Source organism: Sulfitobacter dubius, from assembly GCF_027214245.1.
Taxonomy (GTDB): domain Bacteria; phylum Pseudomonadota; class Alphaproteobacteria; order Rhodobacterales; family Rhodobacteraceae; genus Sulfitobacter; species Sulfitobacter dubius_A.
Window position 1 is genome coordinate 145352 of the sequence record NZ_JAPWHM010000005.1, and the last position, 16328, is coordinate 161679.

16 protein-coding genes are annotated in these 16328 nt (G+C 62.5%); 5 read left to right on the top strand and 11 right to left on the bottom strand.

The window, feature by feature from the left end:
• Nucleotides 1-33: 33 nt before the first annotated feature.
• Nucleotides 34-639, top strand: coding sequence for a flavin reductase family protein (locus tag O4H31_RS13605; RefSeq protein ID WP_269346625.1), 606 nt, complete (start codon nucleotides 34-36; stop codon nucleotides 637-639).
• Nucleotides 640-866: 227 nt separating this feature from the next.
• On the opposite strand, the gene O4H31_RS13610 is transcribed toward O4H31_RS13605, so the two are convergent.
• The gene (locus tag O4H31_RS13610) at nucleotides 867-2498 is read right to left on the bottom strand and encodes a SulP family inorganic anion transporter (protein WP_269346626.1); all 1632 of its coding nucleotides are present in this window, start codon (nucleotides 2496-2498) and stop codon (nucleotides 867-869) included.
• Nucleotides 2499-2786: 288 nt separating this feature from the next.
• On the opposite strand from O4H31_RS13610, the gene O4H31_RS13615 reads away from it, so the two are divergent.
• Nucleotides 2787-3659, top strand: coding sequence for an S-methyl-5'-thioadenosine phosphorylase (locus O4H31_RS13615; RefSeq protein ID WP_269346628.1), 873 nt, complete (start codon nucleotides 2787-2789; stop codon nucleotides 3657-3659).
• Between the two features lie 168 nt (nucleotides 3660-3827).
• A complete protein-coding gene (locus O4H31_RS13620; protein WP_067939895.1) occupies nucleotides 3828-4358 on the top strand; it encodes an adenine phosphoribosyltransferase in 531 nt (176 codons plus the stop codon).
• On the opposite strand, the gene O4H31_RS13625 is transcribed toward O4H31_RS13620, so the two are convergent.
• The 10 genes from O4H31_RS13625 to coxB all read right to left on the bottom strand — a co-directional run bounded on the left by O4H31_RS13625 (nucleotide 4355) and on the right by coxB (nucleotide 13421).
• Nucleotides 4355-5770, bottom strand: coding sequence for an FAD-binding oxidoreductase (locus tag O4H31_RS13625; RefSeq protein WP_269346630.1), 1416 nt, complete (start codon nucleotides 5768-5770; stop codon nucleotides 4355-4357). The genes O4H31_RS13620 and O4H31_RS13625 overlap by 4 nt on opposite strands.
• A gap of 135 nt (nucleotides 5771-5905) precedes the next feature.
• Nucleotides 5906-6490, bottom strand: a complete 585-nt coding sequence (locus O4H31_RS13630) for a GNAT family N-acetyltransferase (protein WP_067621886.1) — start codon at nucleotides 6488-6490, stop codon at nucleotides 5906-5908.
• Nucleotides 6490-7752, bottom strand: a complete 1263-nt coding sequence (locus tag O4H31_RS13635; RefSeq protein WP_269346633.1) for a M16 family metallopeptidase — start codon at nucleotides 7750-7752, stop codon at nucleotides 6490-6492. Before O4H31_RS13635 ends, O4H31_RS13630 begins: the two co-directional genes overlap by 1 nt.
• Nucleotides 7749-9137, bottom strand: coding sequence for a threonine synthase (gene thrC, locus O4H31_RS13640; protein ID WP_269346636.1), 1389 nt, complete (start codon nucleotides 9135-9137; stop codon nucleotides 7749-7751). The genes O4H31_RS13635 and thrC overlap by 4 nt, the downstream gene beginning before the upstream one ends.
• A gap of 4 nt (nucleotides 9138-9141) precedes the next feature.
• Nucleotides 9142-9828 carry an SURF1 family protein gene (locus O4H31_RS13645; RefSeq protein WP_269346638.1) on the bottom strand — a complete coding sequence of 229 codons (687 nt, stop codon included), beginning with the start codon at nucleotides 9826-9828 and terminating at the stop codon, nucleotides 9142-9144.
• Nucleotides 9829-9923: 95 nt separating this feature from the next.
• Nucleotides 9924-10730, bottom strand: a complete 807-nt coding sequence (locus tag O4H31_RS13650) for a cytochrome c oxidase subunit 3 (RefSeq protein ID WP_259945718.1) — start codon at nucleotides 10728-10730, stop codon at nucleotides 9924-9926.
• Between the two features lie 35 nt (nucleotides 10731-10765).
• Nucleotides 10766-11341, bottom strand: a complete 576-nt coding sequence (locus tag O4H31_RS13655; RefSeq protein WP_067621902.1) for a cytochrome c oxidase assembly protein — start codon at nucleotides 11339-11341, stop codon at nucleotides 10766-10768.
• Nucleotides 11341-11508, bottom strand: a complete 168-nt coding sequence (locus tag O4H31_RS13660; RefSeq protein WP_120351631.1) for a cytochrome C oxidase assembly protein — start codon at nucleotides 11506-11508, stop codon at nucleotides 11341-11343. The genes O4H31_RS13655 and O4H31_RS13660 overlap by 1 nt, the downstream gene beginning before the upstream one ends.
• Nucleotides 11508-12443 (bottom strand): heme o synthase, encoded by a 936-nt coding sequence (gene cyoE, locus O4H31_RS13665; RefSeq protein ID WP_269346643.1) that lies wholly within the window; start codon nucleotides 12441-12443, stop codon nucleotides 11508-11510. Before cyoE ends, O4H31_RS13660 begins: the two co-directional genes overlap by 1 nt.
• Before the next feature lie 60 nt (nucleotides 12444-12503).
• Complete coding sequence (gene coxB, locus O4H31_RS13670; protein ID WP_269346645.1) at nucleotides 12504-13421, bottom strand: cytochrome c oxidase subunit II; 918 nt, start codon at nucleotides 13419-13421, stop codon at nucleotides 12504-12506.
• 180 nt (nucleotides 13422-13601) lie between these two features.
• Between coxB and tldD the strand changes: the two genes are divergently transcribed.
• Together tldD and dprA are read left to right on the top strand one after the other, a co-directional pair.
• Nucleotides 13602-15023, top strand: coding sequence for a metalloprotease TldD (gene tldD, locus O4H31_RS13675; RefSeq protein WP_269346647.1), 1422 nt, complete (start codon nucleotides 13602-13604; stop codon nucleotides 15021-15023).
• A gap of 96 nt (nucleotides 15024-15119) precedes the next feature.
• Nucleotides 15120-16280 (top strand): DNA-processing protein DprA, encoded by a 1161-nt coding sequence (gene dprA / locus O4H31_RS13680; RefSeq protein WP_269346649.1) that lies wholly within the window; start codon nucleotides 15120-15122, stop codon nucleotides 16278-16280.
• The last annotated feature ends 48 nt before the right edge of the window (nucleotides 16281-16328 follow it).

Here is a 16328-nt window from a genome sequence, read left to right on the forward strand (position 1 = left end):
CTAGCCATGGGTGCAAACCATCAAGGAGTGTTCATGTTCTATCGTCCCGTAGACGGCCATGGTCTGCCGCATAACCCGTTTAACGCCATTGTCAGCCCCCGCCCCATCGGCTGGATCTCCAGCCGCGATGGGCAGGGCCGCGACAACCTCGCGCCCTATTCTTTCTTTAACGCTGTGGCCTATGTGCCGCCGCAGGTGATGTTCGCCTCGACCAGCGCCAAGGAAGACGTGGACGGCACCAAGGACTCCGTAGCCAACATCCGCGAGACCGGGGTGTTTTGCGTGAACGTGGTGGAATATGCGGCGCGCGATGTAATGAACGTGACCTCGGCCACCCTGCCCCATGGCGAGGACGAATTCGCCCGCGCCGGGATCGACAAGGCCCAATGCGAACGGATCGCCTGCGCGCGGGTCGCCAATGCGCCAGCCAGCCTCGAATGCAAGCTGACGCAGATCGTGCAACTGCCGGGAGAGGCGAACTTCGCGGTCTTCGGAGAGGTCGTGGGCGTGCATATGCGCGACGATTGCGTGGTCGATGGGCGGTTCGACGTGACCCGGTTCCAGCCGCTGTCGCGTCTGGGGTATCGTGATTACACGGTGGTGCGGGATGTGTTTGAGTTGAAGCGACCGGATGATTGAATGACGAGGGGTATCGCCTGCCCGCGGGTCGGCGATGCGACGCTAGGGTCGGGCCACTTTATGGCTCAGCCGTGATGTGTGTTCTCAATGTCGCGCAAAGCCTCTCTCAATCGCCTACCCGGTGGGGCGGGTAGGCGATGGCCCGGCGCCTGCGGCTTGATTCCGTGCCGGTGGTAACCTCGAACAAAAAAACAAAACCCGGCACCTTTCGGCGCCGGGCTTTTAACTTAGTGCCCGCCCAGAACCCCGGTGCGCACGTCGTAATCCACGGCCAATTCATAATCGGGGTCATCATCGCTATCGACCATCAGATGCCCCGCCTTGTTCAACAGACGGTGGCAATCCCGGCTGAGATGACGCAGCTGCAGACGTTTGCCCGCGGCCTCGTATTTCGCGGCCATCGCCTCGATCGCCTGTAGCGCGGATTGATCCACCACCCGGCTATCAGCGAAATCGACGATCACCACCTCGGGGTCGTTCTCCACGTCGAAGAGCTCAACGAAGCCGTCTGAGGAGCCGAAGAACAGCGGCCCGTGGACTTCATAGACCTTGGCGCCCTTCTCGGTCACCGACTCGCGCGTGGTTGCGTGGATGCGGCGGGCGTTGTTCCACGCATAGGCCAGCGCCGAGACAATCACGCCCACAACCACCGCCACGGCGAGGTCTTCCATCACGGTCACCACCGTCACCAGAATGATGACGAAAGCATCCATCAGCGGCACTTTGCGCAGGATGGTGAGCGAGTTCCAGGCGAAGGTGCCGATCACCACCATGAACATCACGCCAACGAGGGCGGCAAGCGGGATCAGTTCAATCACCGAAGAGCCGATGAGGATGAAGAGCAGCAAGAATACCGCCGCCGCGATCCCGGCGACACGGGTGCGACCACCGGATTTCACGTTGATCATCGACTGACCGATCATCGCACAGCCGCCCATGCCGCCAAAAAAACCGGTAACCGTATTGGCCACACCTTGGGCGATACACTCTTGGCTCGCACCGCCGCGCTTGCCCGTCAGATCACCCACAAGGTTCAGTGTCAGCAAGCTTTCGATCAGGCCAATGGCGGCGAGGATGACGGCGTAAGGCAGGATGATCTCAAAGGTCTCCCACGTCAGCGGCACCATGGGAATGTGCAAGCTCGGCAATCCGCCTTGGATCGAAGCCAGATCACCCACCCGCGGCACGTCGAGGCCGAAACCAATCACCAAAGCGGCGATGATCCCGATGCCCGCAAGCGGCGCGGGGATCAGTTTGGTAATGCGCGGGGTGATCCAGATGATCGCCATGGTCGCCGCCACCAGAGCCAGCATCAGGTAGAGCGGCTGGCCCGAAAGCCATTCGCCACCGCCCATGCCGTGGCCCGTGTCGACCATGGTGCCGGGCACTTTGAACTGGCTCATCTGGGCCAAGAAAATCACTATCGCTAGACCGTTGACGAAGCCCAACATCACCGGATGCGGCACCAGCCGGATGAATTTCCCCCATTGCATGACGCCTGCGAAAATTTGCAAAAGCCCCATCAGCACCACGGTGGCAAAGAGGTATTCAACCCCATGCTGCGCCACCAAGGCGACCATGACCACCGCCAGCGCGCCCGTGGCACCCGAGATCATACCCGGCCGACCACCAATCAGCGCGGTGATGAGACCCACGAGGAAGGCAGCATAGAGCCCGACCAGAGGGTGTACCCCGGCGACAAAAGCAAAAGCCACCGCCTCGGGCACCAAGGCCAGCGCCACCGTTAGCCCCGACAGCAGTTCGATCCGCAGCCGCCCGATGGAGAAACCGTCGTCCGGCATCCAACGCAGATCAGTCACATCAAGGTTCTTGGCAAAATTGTGCAGCGTGGCGCGCATAGGGGCGTCCTTTGACTTTCGGAAAACGGATATAGCGCCCTGACCGCGGATGCGGGGCGCTTTGGGCTGCATCTAGAGGAATTTCGCCGCGAAGAAAAGCGTATTGCCTCCCCCCGGGCAGAGTTTGCTGCAATGCAGAAACGCTTTTGCGGGCCGAGTAAGCGGCGCAGGACCGACATCCCCTGACGCAGACGTGTCGCCTCTCGTGGCAAAAACACTTGATCCCCGTGGCATTCTATGAGGTTCTTTGGGCCTTACCGGCAACCATCCAAGGCACAGGCTCCCTCCATGACAGATACGAAAATCGCCGTGATCGGCGGCTCCGGCATTTACGACATCGACGGGCTTCAGGATGCCGATTGGGTCACGGTTGAGACTCCTTGGGGCGCGCCGTCGGATCAGGTGCTGACCGGAACGCTGAACGGGGTCGCCATGGTCTTTCTGCCGCGCCATGGCCGGGGGCATGTGCATACGCCGACCTCTGTCCCGTACCGCGCGAATATCGACGCGCTCAAGCGATTGGGCTGTACCGATGTGATCAGCGTTTCCGCCTGCGGGTCGTTCCGCAAGGAGATGGCACCGGGGGATTTCGTGATCGTCGATCAGTTCATCGACCGCACCATGGCCCGCGAGAAAAGCTTTTTCGGCCCCGGCTGCGTGGCGCATGTGAGTGTGGCCCACCCCACCTGCCCGCGCCTGAGCGACGCTTGCGAGACTGCCGCACGGGACGCGGGCATCAACGTACATCGCGACGGCACCTATCTGGCAATGGAGGGGCCGCAGTTCTCGACACTGGCGGAATCGAAAATGTACCGCGAAAGCTGGGGCGCGGATGTGATCGGCATGACCAATATGCCCGAGGCAAAGCTCGCCCGCGAGGCCGAGCTTTGTTATGCGAGCGTGGCGATGATCACAGATTACGACAGTTGGCACCCCGACCACGGCGAGGTGGATGTGACCCAAATCATCGCCACGCTGATGGGCAATGCCGACAAGGGCCGCGCCATGGTTTCGCGGCTGCCCGCGCTTTTGGGGGCCGAGCGCGCGCCCTGCCCGCATGGCTGTGACCGGGCGCTGGAATTTGCGATCCTGACCCAGCCGGATGCGCGGGATCCGGAATTGCTGGCCAAGCTGGATGCGGTGGCGGGGCGGATGTTTTGACCGCGGGCGGCGGCTCTGCTTGGCTGAGTGCGGAAGGTATTTAAGAAAGGATGAAGGGAGGGGGTTTGGCGCCCCTTTTCGGATGTTGTGCGGCGGGCGCAGATGGGGGGTTCGCCCGGGCGGCGCGTTGCGCTAAGACGGGTCCGGTCAAACACGCGGAAGGGCGGCATGAAACAGGTTCAGGACTATATTCGCACGATCGTAGATTTCCCCCATGAGGGGATCATGTTTCGTGACGTGACAACGCTTTTTGCCGATCCGCGCGGGTTTCGCATGGCGATCGACCAGATGCTGCACCCCTATGCGGGGATCAATATCGACAAGGTGGTGGGGCTCGAAGCGCGTGGCTTTATTCTGGGCGGGGCGATTGCGCATCAGTTGAGCGTGGGTTTTGTGCCGATCCGCAAGAAGGGCAAGCTGCCCGGCACGGTGATCAGTCAGGAATATAAGCTTGAGTATGGCGAGGCCATTGTTGAGCTGCATGACGATGCGATCAAGCCGGGTGAGAAGGTTTTGGTTGTGGATGATCTGCTGGCCACGGGTGGTACGGCAGAGGCCGGGATCAAGCTGATTGAGCGTTTGGGGGGCGAGATCGTCTCTTGCGCGTTTATCATTGATCTGCCCGAATTGGGCGGGCGCAAGCGGTTGGAAGCGCTTGGCAAAGAGGTCCATGCGCTCTGCGCTTTTGACGGGCTTTAAGCCCTTAGGACGGCACCGGGGTTCATGATGCCTTGGGGGTCGAGCGCCGTTTTGATGGCGCGCATGGCGGTGAGTTTGGCGGAGTCGCTATAGCGTTCGAGGTCGTCGACCTTGATGCGGCCCACGCCATGTTCCGCGCTGAATGACCCGCCCAATTTATGTACGAGATCGTGGACCAGACGTTTCACGTCGTCGCGTTGATCTTCGTAATCGGCGCGGGTTTTGCCCTTTGCGGGGAAGACGTTATAGTGCAGGTTGCCGTCCCCGACATGGCCGAAACAGTTGATGCGGAAGTCGCCGAGCGCCGAGAGCGCATCGGTGGCGCGGGTGATGAATTCGGGGATCGCGCCGAGGGGCACTGAGATGTCGTGGCTTGAGACCGAGCCGATCAGGCGATTGGCCTCGGGGATGGTTTCGCGGATGGTCCAGAAGTCTTGGGCCTGCTGGGCGTTTTGCGCGATGAGGCCGTCTGAGACGAGGCCCGCGTCGAGGGCTGCGGCGAAGAGCGCCTCTAGCGCGGCGTCGGTGTCGATCTCACCGGGGGTGCCGATATCGAGCAAGACGCACCATTCGGGCGTTTCGGCGAAGGGTTGGCGGATGTTGGGCAAAGTTTCGTTAAGGAAATCGAAACCTCTGCGGTGCATCAATTCGAAAGCGCTGATCATTTCGCCCAAGTGGGCGCGCGCGAGGGAGAGGAGCGTCAGCGCTCCCCCTGGGCTTTCGACGACCATCAGCGCGGTGCCACTGCGGGCCGGGCGCGCGTAGAGTTTGAGGGCGGCGGCGGTGATCACCCCAAGCGTGCCTTCGGCGCCGATCAGCAGGTTGCGCAGATCGTAGCCGGTGTTGTTTTTGCGCAGGCGGGTGAGGCCGTGCCAGATTTGGCCGTCAGGCAGGACGGCTTCGAGGCCGAGGCAGAGGTCGCGGGCATTGCCGTAGCGCAGTACACCAGTGCCGCCCGCGTTGGTCGAAAGCGTGCCGCCGATGCGCGCGGTGCCCTCGGCGGCGAGGGACAGGGGGAAGAGGCGGTTTGTCTCTTCGGCGGCGGCTTGGACATCAGCGAGGATGACGCCCGCTTCGGCGACCAGTACGTTCTCTTCGGGTAAGACGGCGCGGATGCGGTTCATGCGCTCAAGGGAGAGGATCAGCGGTGCCGGGCCATCGCTGCTGATCTGCCCGCCAACAAGCCCGGTGCCGCCGCCATAGGGCACGACCGGCACGCGGGCGGCATGGGCGGCGCGGATCAGGGAGGCGACCTCTTCGGTGTTGCGCGGCATGGCCAGGACGCCACCCTGCCCCGCGTAGCGGCCGCGGGGTTCTTCGAGGTAGCGCTGTTCGGGGTCGCGCAGCACATCGTCTGGCAGTTGTGCGCGCAGGGCGTCGATGAAGGCGGTGTCGGCGGGGTTCAGTGTCATGGACCTTTGATCCTGCGCGGGGCGCGCGGATGCAAGAGCAAAGCGCCGGAACGGCTGGGAGAATGCGGGGCGTGAGGCGGGGCAATAATGCCCCGGCGGTGCTTTTATTAGCAGCGAGGTGTTCCGCGTTAAGGCTTAGCCTACGTCTGTGCGCCCGCGCCGATCCTTGCGCAGGGAGGCATAGAGCACATGGGTTCGCCAGCGGCCATCGATTTGCAAATAGCTCTGCGCGACGCCTTCGTATTTAAAGCCCGCCTTTTCGAGCAGGCCGCGGGAGGCTTGGTTTTCCGGCAGGCAGGCGGCCTCGATGCGCGACAGGTCGAGCCGGGTGAAGGCCTGATGCACCGTCGCTTCGATCGCCTCGCGCATGTAGCCTTGGCGGGCAAAGGGTTCGCCCGTCCAATAGCCGAGCGTGCCGGATTGCGCGGGGCCACGGCGGATATTGTCGAGCGTGATGGCACCGACGAGGTTTTGGTCGCTGCGCCGGATCAGGAAGAGCGGCATGGCGTTGCCGGAGGAGACCGAGCGCTGCGCCCAGTAGACACGGTTGGTAAAGGCTTTGCGGGTCAGGTGATCCTCGGCCCATGTCGGCTCCCACGGGCGCAGGTAATCGTTGCTGGCGCGGCGCAGGGCGGACCAGGCGCGGAAATCGGCATGGATCGGCGGACGCAGGGTCAGCCGTTCCGTTTCGATCCGCAGTTTGCGTCGCCCCAGCAGCATCAGGCAGCGCGTCTGCTGTGAAGCTCGTCGAGCGTTGGTGCGCTGTCGACCGGGCCGTAGAGGGCCAATGCCGCCGGAGCTTGGGTCGCCATGCGCTCGGCGAAATCGCGCACATCGCCTGTGGTGACGGCGTCGATCTGGGCCACGGTCTCTTCGAGGGGCGGAACGCGGTCCCAGATTTGGATGAGGCGGGCCAGACGTTCGGCGCGGTTCGAGGGACTTTCCAACCCCATCAGCAGCCCGGCTTTCATCTGGGCGCGGGCGCGGGCAACTTCGGCGGGGGACATGTCAGAGGCCGCGCGCTTCATCTCGTCGATGGTGATGTTTGCCAATTCGGGCAGTTGCTCGGCGCTGGTGCCGGCGTAGATCGTGGTCATGCCCGTATCGGCATAGGCGCCTGCTTGGGCAAAGATCGTGTAGCAGAGGCCGCGGTTTTCGCGGATCTCTTGAAACAGGCGCGAGGACATGCCGCCGCCCAAGGCAGAGGCGTAGATCTGCGCGATATAGATATCGTCGGAGCGGTAGCCGGGGCTTTCAAAGCCAAGGGCGAAATGCGCCTGCTCAAGCTGTTTGACCTGCCGGAACTCACCGCCGCCGAAGCGGGCGCTGTCGACTTCGTAGAGCTTCTTGGACGGCATGTCGCCAAAGAGGGTTTCGGCGAGTTTGACGATTTTGTCGTGGTCCACCGCCCCGGCGGCTGAGAGGATCATCTGTTCAGGCCCGTAGTGATCTGCGATGAAAAGTTTCAGATCGTCGCGGGAGAAGGCCGAGACGCGTTCGGATGGGCCGAGGATGGTGCGGCCGATGGGCTGATCGGGGTAGGCCTGCTCTTGCAGCCAATCGAAGATCACATCGTCGGGCGTGTCGAGCGCTTGGCCGATCTCTTGCAGGATCACGCCGCGTTCGACCTCGACTTCGGAAGGGTCCAGCACCGGGTTGCGCAGGATGTCGGCGATCACGTCGAGGCCGAGCGCCACGTCGTTTTCCAGCACGCGGGCGTAATAGGCGGTGACTTCGCGCGAGGTATAGGCGTTGATATAGCCGCCCACGTCTTCGATGGCTTCGGCGATTTGCAGCGAGGAACGGGTCGCGGTGCCTTTGAAAGCCATATGCTCAAGGAAATGCGCGATGCCGTTTTGTTGGGGCGTTTCGTGCCGTGCGCCAGCGTTCACCCAGACGCCGATGGCGGAGGAGGCGAGCCCCTCCATATGTTCGGTGACGATCCGGAAGCCGTTGGGCAATTTGGTCTGTTGAAGGCTCACGCGGGGAGGTTTCCTTTGATATGCGCTTTCAGCGCGTCGAGGTCATTGGGCAGCCGGGTGAAACGTTCGTCCCGGTCGAAAAGGTCCGCCATACGGGGCGGCAGCGGGGGGCGAATGCCGGTGGCGGCTTCGACCGCGTCGGGGAATTTCGCCGGGTGCGCGGTCGCTAGGGTGACCATCGGGGTGGCCGGGTCGCGCTGCTCATCCGCGACTTTCACGCCAACGGCGGAATGTGGGCAGAGAAGCTCGCCCGTGGTGCGGCGGCGGTCGGTGATGGTGGCACTGGTTTCTTCTTCCGAGGCGCGGCCCGAGCGGTAGGTGTCTTGCAGCGCCTGCATGGCGCCTTGGGAGACATCGAAACCGCCCTGCCCCAATTCGTCCATGAGTTGCGCCACGGCCCCGGCGTCGCGGTCGTATGCGTCGAAGAGGGCGCGCTCGAAATTGGACGAGACTTGGATGTCCATCGAGGGGCTGATCGAGGGGGTTACGCCGCCTTTGTGGTAGCCTTGGCCTGAGAGACAGCGGTGCAGGATATCGTTTTGGTTAGTGGCGACCACCAGATCGGCGATGGGTAGGCCCATGCGTTTGGCGATGTAGCCCGCGAAGATGTCACCGAAGTTACCGGTGGGCACAGTGAAGCTGATCTCGCGCAGGGGCGCGCCGAGGCTAGTGGCGGCGGTGAAGTAATAGACCACCTGCGCCAGCACCCGGCCCCAGTTGATCGAGTTCACCCCCGCCAGCCGCACGGAATCGCGGAAGTCAAAGTCGTTGAACATGTCCTTGAGCCGCGCTTGGCAGTCGTCGAAATCGCCATCGATGGCCAGCGCGTGGACGTTGGACTCCGCTGGCGTGGTCATCTGGCGGCGCTGCACGTCAGACACCCGGCCGTGCGGGTAGAGGATGAAGACGTCGACGTTATCGAGCCCCTTAAAGGCTTCGATCGCAGCCGAGCCGGTGTCGCCGGAGGTCGCGCCGACGATGGTCACCCGCTCGCCCTTGCGACCCAGAGCGGCCTGAAACATCTGCCCGATCAACTGCATGGCGAAGTCTTTGAACGCCAATGTCGGCCCGTGGAAGAGTTCTAGCAGGAAGTGGTTCGGGGCCAGTTGCACCATGGGTGCGCGGGCAGTGTGGCCGAAACCCTTGTAGGCGCGGGCGATGATCGCGCGAAATTCGTCATCGGTAAACGTGTCGCCGATGTAGGGGCGCATAACCGTAAAGGCGACCTCTTCGTAGCTTTGGCCCTGCATGGCAGTGATCTGGTCCGCGCTGAGTGTCGGGATCGTTTCAGGCACATAGAGCCCGCCGTCACGGGCAAGGCCAGTCAGCATCGCCTCTTCGAAGGACAGAACGGGGGCGGAGCCACGGGTAGAGATATAGCGCATAGGGTCAGTCGACTTTCGGCGTTGCAGGGGCGCGGCGGCGGCGCAGGAAAAGAACGGTCATCGCCAGCCAGATGGCGGCGAGGGAAAACCAGGTGATCGCATATTGCAAGTGATCGTTGGGGATGCGGGCGGTATCCACGGGCAGCGGCGTGATCTTGGGGCCCGGCCCGCTGCCATCGCGGACCACGACGAGGAGCGGCTCGGTGTTGAGCGCGTCAGCCATGACCTCCACATCCCGGGCGAACCAGATGTTGCTTTCGGTATCGGCTTCGGGCGTGAAACTGTCGACCTCTTGGGGCCATTGCAAGTTGCCGGTCAGGGTGGCGCTGCCCGCAGGGGCGATGGCGTCTTTGTTCGCTGTGGCGGTAAAGCCGAGGTCGATGAGGATGCGGCGGCCATCCTCCAAAGTCATAGGCGCGATGACACGGTAGCCTGCGCCTTTCTGCTTCTGGCTGATCAGCACATGCAGCGCATCGGCCCCGATCTCTCCGCTGACCATGACGGGCAGATAGGCGTTTGCTTGTGGGTCAGGATCGCGGGGCAAGGCCACCGGAGCGGCGGTGATCCGGGCGTTGATATCGGCGATGATCGCCTCTTTCCACGCCAGCCGCTGCACCTGCCAGACCCCGAGTGCGACGAGGATGGCTGCCCCGCCAAGGCCGACGATGATGAAGAACAGGCTGCGCCGCATTCGAATCTCTCTGGCTGAAACGACAAACGCGCGAAGAGGGCTTCGCGCGTTTGGGTTTTACGGGTGTGGGGCGCGGATGCAACCCCGCCTTATGTTTAGGGCTGGCCCCACATGTAGACGGCAAAGAAGAGGAACAGCCAGACCACGTCAACGAAGTGCCAGTACCACGCCGCCGCCTCGAAGCCGACGTGGCGTTCGGGGGTGAAGTGGCCGCGCATGGCGCGCAGCAGACAGACGAAGAGGAAGATCGTGCCGATCACAACGTGGAAGCCGTGGAAACCGGTCGCCATGAAGAAGCTGGAGAAATACATGTCGCCACCGAATGTCCAATCGTCGTGGACCAGCAGTTCGTAGTATTCGTAAGCCTGCAACGCGGTGAAGAGCACGCCGAGGATCACGGCGATGGTCAGGCCCGAGATCAGGTCCTTACGGTTGTTCTCATGCGCCAGCGCGTGGTGCGCCCATGTCACGGCACAGCCCGACAGCAGCAGCACCAGCGTGTTGATCAGCGGCAGGTGAAAGGCGTCAACCGCGTGGATTTCGGGCTGGACGTACTCTGAGCCGACATATTCGTACATCGGGTAAAGGGCCTGTTTGAAGAAGGACCAGAACCACGCGACGAAGAACATGACCTCGGACATGATGAACAGGATGAAGCCATAGCGCAGGCCGATCCGCACCACACCGGTGTGATCGCCCACTTCGCTTTCAGAGACCACTTCGGCCCACCATGCGAACATGACGTAAAGTGTAGCGACCAGCCCGCCCAAGAAAACGAAGGGCGTCATTCCGTGCATCCACAGGACGGCGCCCGCCAGCATGGCAAATCCGCCTACCGACCCCAAAAGCGGCCAGGTCGAGGGGGGGAGAATATGGTAGTCGTGGTTTTTTGCATGGGCCATGGTTGCGGGTCCCTCACCTTTGTTTAATCAGGTCGTTAATTCGTTGTTGTGGCGCTGTCCTGATCGAGGGCGGCATAGCCCTCGGGCAGGTCAATTTCGTAGAATGTATAGGACAGAGTGATGGTATGTACAAACTTCCCATCGCGGTCTTCAACCATTTCCGGGTCGACAAAGAAGCTTACTGGCATTTGCACGCGCTCGCCCGGTGCCAGCACCTGTTCGGTGAAGCAAAAGCAGTCGATCTTTTCAAAGAACGGCCCGGCGGTATAGGGGGTGACGTTGTAACTGGCCTGCCCCGCGACGGCGTGGTCGGTGGGGTTGTAGGCTTCATAGAAGGCCAGTCCGGTCTCGCCGATCCGCACTTCCATTTCACGCACCACGGGTTTGAATTCCCACGGCATGCCGTCGTTGAGCGAGCCGTCAAAGCGAACCTTGACGGTCTGGTCCAGCACATCCGCGCTGCCTGCCGATACCTGCCCCGGCGTCCCGCCGAAGCCTGTCACGCGGCAGAACCAGTCGTAAAAAGGAACAGATGCCCAAGCCAAACCGCCCATCAGCACCACGACACTCACGGTTTGCATTACTGTTTTCTGAGGACCGGAAAGCGCCATTACTGGGTCACCTCACGCTGATTAGCTGGCAATTCAAAATCCGTTTGCGTGATCTTGACGTAGGTCAGCGCCATGATCAGCACCACGAAGGCACCCAGCATCAGGCCCACGCCAATGTTGCGGCCCCGGCGGCGTTCGTGAAGCTCGTGTTCTGGTCGAATGCCCATTACCAGCCCCCCAATCCAAAGGTGCGCAGGGCCGCTTCGCCCAGAATCGCCCCGAAGTGCAAAAAGAGATAGGCCAGCGAGAGGCGGAAGAACTTGCGCTCTTCGGCATAATCGTCACCCTCGGCCATGACCTCGTCCCGCTTCCAGATGCGGCAGGCGCCCAGCAGGAAGGCGGCGTTCAAGACCAGCGCCACGGCGAAGTAGAAGATGCCACCGATGGCGGTAAAGGCCGTGCCAATGGCCAGTGCGGCAAGCAGGACCGTGTAGACGAGGATGTGCAGCCGTGTCGCCGGGCGGCCGTGGGTCACGGTCAGCATCGGCACTTTGGCATCGTCGTAGTCAGAGCGCATGAAGAGCGCCAGCGCCCAGAAATGCGGCGGGGTCCACATGAAGATCAGTGCGAACATCAACCATGCCTCGACCGAGAAGCTGCCGGTGGCTGCGACCCAGCCGATCACCGGCGGGAAGGCCCCGGCGGCGCCGCCGATGACGATGTTCTGCGGCGTCAAACGTTTCAGCCACATGGTGTAGAACACGGCGTAGAACAGGATGGTAAAGAGCAGCATCCCCCCCGCCAAAAGGTTGGTCGCCAAGCCCAGCATCATCACCGACAGACCCGACAACGCCACACCGAGGGTCAGCGCCTCCCCGGGTTGGACACGGCCCGAGGGGATCGGGCGCCCGCGCGTGCGACGCATCACCGCGTCGATATCGGCATCCCACCACATGTTGAGCGCGCCCGAGGCGCCGCCGCCGATGGCGATGAACAAGATCGCGCAAAAGCCGATGACGGGATTGACCGAGACCGGCGCGGCCAACAGCCCCACGAAGGCCGTGAAGACGACAAGCGACATGACGCGCGGTTTCAGCAGGGCGAAGTAATCCCCCAGCTGCGCGTCGTATTCACGTGTTGGCGTATTGGTGATGTCAGTCATCCCGAACCTTCCAAGGGTAAACACGGGGCACGGGCCTGCGCCCTGCCCCGTGGCACTGGCTTACTTAGAGGCGACGGTCAGCGGCTGTTCGATGCCAGCATATTCCGCCTTGGCGTTGCCAAGCCATTCCGCATAGGCCTCTTCCGAGACGACTTTGACGGTGATCGGCATATAGGCGTGGGCCTGCCCGCAAAGCTCGGAACACTGACCGAAGTAGACGCCTTCCTGTTCGGCGGTGAACCACAGTTCCGCCAAACGGCCCGGCACGCCGTCCTGTTTCACGCCAAAGGCAGGGATGGTCCAAGAGTGGATCACGTCGCTTGCCGTGACCTGCACGACGATGGTCTTGCCCACGGGGATCACCACCGATGTGTCGGTGGCCAACAGGAAGTCTTCGCGGGAGTAGCCTTCGTCTTCGAGCTTGGCGACCATCGCGTCGTTCAACACGAAGGGGGTCACATCTTCGTCGCCGTCACCCAGCGTGGCTGGGGCACCGATCATATAGCTGTCAAAGGCAATCTCTTCGTCGACATATTCATAGGTCCAGTACCACTGGTTGCCGATCGCCTTGATGGTGATGTCCGCTTCGGGGATTTCCTGCTGGCGGAACAGGATCGGCAGAGAATAGGCACCGATCAGCACAAGGACCAGAATCGGCAGGATCGTCCAAGCGATCTCAATCGGGGTGTGGTGCGTGAAGGACGAGGGGTTCGGGTTCCGCTTTTTGTTGTAGCGGATCATGACCCAGACGATCAGACCGGTTACGAAAATGGTGATCAGCGTGATGATCACGAGAATCAGGTAATCCAGATCGTGAATATCCTGCGCCAACCGCGTCACAGCGGGTTGAAAGCCTGTCTCGCCGTCAACAGGTCTGCCGATGACATCAAGCCCGTCAATGCGCAGGCTGTCCTGTGCCAGTGCAGGCAGGGCGGCAAGGCTGGTCAAAAGACCGGAAAGGGGGAGTAGATGTTTCATATGTCGTCCTGATCTTGTGACCATTAAGAAGCCGATAAGGCACCCCAAACCGCTGCTGCGATCCGGTGCCGTTGTAATCCTAAGTGCTTACAATCATATTCTGGCTACAAGATAAAGTCACATGCTTGCGTCATAGAGCCGCGCGAGACAGTTTTGTGACAGCAAGCAAGGATACCCCCAATGAGCCGCGCGCATTTCACCCCCTTCGAGGCCGATCTGGACCGAGAAACCGCTCTGAGCGTGCTGCGCGAGGCTGTGGCCGGTGCCGATGACGGCGAATTGTTCCTCGAACGGCGCCGCTCCGAGGCACTGGTCTTCGACGACGGACGTCTCAAAACCGCCAGCTACGATGCCGCCGAAGGCTTTGGCCTGCGCGCCGTGCGCGGCGAAGTGGCAGGCTATGCCCATTCGACCGAACTGAGCGAAGCCGCCCTGCGCCGCGCGGCAGAAACGGCGCGGCTGGCGGTGGGCGACGGCGGCGGCACATGGGCCGATGCTCCGCAGGCCAGCAACAAACGGCTTTATACGGACGAAGACCCGATCGCGGGCCATGCCTTTCCGGTCAAGGTCGATACCCTGCGCGAGATCGACGCCTATGCCCGCAGCCTCGATTCCCGCGTGGTACAGGTGAGCGCCACGATCGCCGCCAGCATTCAAGAGGTTGAGATCCTCCGCCCCGAGGGGCATTCGGTGCGCGACGTGCGCCCCATGACGCGGGTCAATGTTTCGGTCATCGTCGAGCAGGACGGCCGCCGGGAGAGCGGCGGTGTCGGCGGTGGTGGGCGGATCGGGCTTGATGGGATGCTGGCACCGGAGGATTGGCAGGCCAAGGTCCGCGAAGCGCTGCGCATCGCCTGTGTGAACCTCGAAGCCGTTCCTGCCCCCGCCGGCGTGATGGACGTGGTGCTTGGCCCCGGCTGGCCCGGCATCCTGCTGCATGAGGCCATCGGCCACGGGCTGGAGGGCGATTTCAACCGCAAGGGCTCCAGCGCCTTTGCCGGGCTGATGGGCCAACAGATCGCCGCAAAGGGCGTGACCGTGCTGGACGATGGCACGATCCCCGACCGGCGCGGCTCAATCTCGGTCGATGACGAAGGCACCCCCTCGGCGCGCAATGTGTTGATCGAGGACGGCGTGCTGGTGGGCTATATGCAGGACCGTCAGAACGGGCGGCTGATGGGCGGAGCCTCGACCGGGAATGGACGACGGCAATCCTATGCGCATATCCCGATGCCGCGCATGACCAACACCTATATGCTAGGCGGCGATGCGGCACCGGAGGACATCGTGGCCGACCTTAAAGATGGGATTTATGCCGTCGGATTTGGTGGCGGTCAGGTCGATATCACCAACGGCAAGTTCGTGTTTTCCTGCACCGAGGCCTACCGCGTGCAGAACGGCAAGATCGGCGCGCCGGTCAAAGGAGCCACACTGATCGGCGACGGGGCCACGGCGCTGCAGCAGATCCGCGCCATTGGCAATGACCCGACGCTGGACCCCGGCATGGGCAACTGCGGCAAGCAAGGCCAATGGGTGCCAGTGGGCGTGGGCCAGCCGACCCTGATGATCGGCGGGCTGACCGTGGGCGGGGCCGCGACCTGACGACACGCCTGAGTTGAATCGAATGAGTGGAAGAAAATTCATAGGTTGTTAAGCACTAAATCCTATACCTGATTCTGCAACGGACGGAGCTTCGGGATGACTGACAAGGACCTACATCCTTCTTCCACTCACCCCCCACTCCCACCCACCCAGGAAGATGAACAGTTTGCCCGGCTTCGTCTGTTGCGCTCACGCAGGGTGGGCATTTCCACCTACCGGCGTCTGCTGGATGAACATGGCTCTGCGATCAATGCGCTGATCGCCTTGCCCGAAGTGGCGCAGGCCGCAGGCATTTCGGATTATCGCATTTGCCCCGAAGGGGTTGTTCAGGCCGAACTCAATGCTGCCCGCACCGCCGGGGCGCGGCTGTTGGTTCAGGGACAAACACCCTACCCTGACCTGTTGAAAGATCTCGATGATGCCCCGCCCTTTTTGTGGGTGATCGGTGACCCATCCCTCCTCAACCGGCCTATGATTTCATTGGTCGGTGCGCGGAATGCCTCCTCGCTTGGGCTTCGCATGGCACGCACCCTCGCGGCAGAGCTTGGGGAGGCCGGGTTTGTCGTCGTCTCCGGCCTTGCGCGGGGCATCGACGCCGCTGCCCATTCGGCCGCGCTGGCCCATGGCACCATCGCCGTGCAGGCGGGCGGGGTCGACATTATATACCCAAGCGAGAATGCAGAACTGGCGGAAAAGATCGCGGCGCAGGGGCTGCGCCTGTCAGAGCAACCAATGGGGCTGCAACCGATGGCGCGGCATTTCCCACGCCGCAACCGCATCATCTCTGGCCTGAGCCGGGCAACCGTGGTGGTTGAGGCGGCGGCCCGCTCGGGCAGTTTGATCACCGCACGCGATGCATTGGATCAGGGGCGCGACGTGCTGGCGGTGCCCGGCCACCCGATGGACGCGCGCGCGGCGGGCTGCAACATGCTGATCCGCGACGGCGCAGTGCTGGTCCGCTCCGCCGCTGACGTGTTGGAGGTTTTGCCGGAGCTGGCCACACCGGGGTCCGAAATACCCCGACGCAAGCCGGCACCGCCCCCACTTCGGGCAAAAACGCCTCCGCCAAACCGCGGCCCCGTCGCAAAGCTCCATGCGCAAATCCTCGCCCGCCTCGGCCCCGCCCCAGTCGCAGAGGATCAGTTGATCCGCGATCTGCAAGTGCCCAGCAGTGACGTGGCCCCTGCCCTGCTTGATCTTGAGATGGAGGGGGAAATTCAGCGTCAGCCGGGCGGGTTGCTAAGCCGTCCCGCCTGACGGCGTCGCACATTTCGGCCCGCTCAAACCATAGCTGCGCCGTGGCGC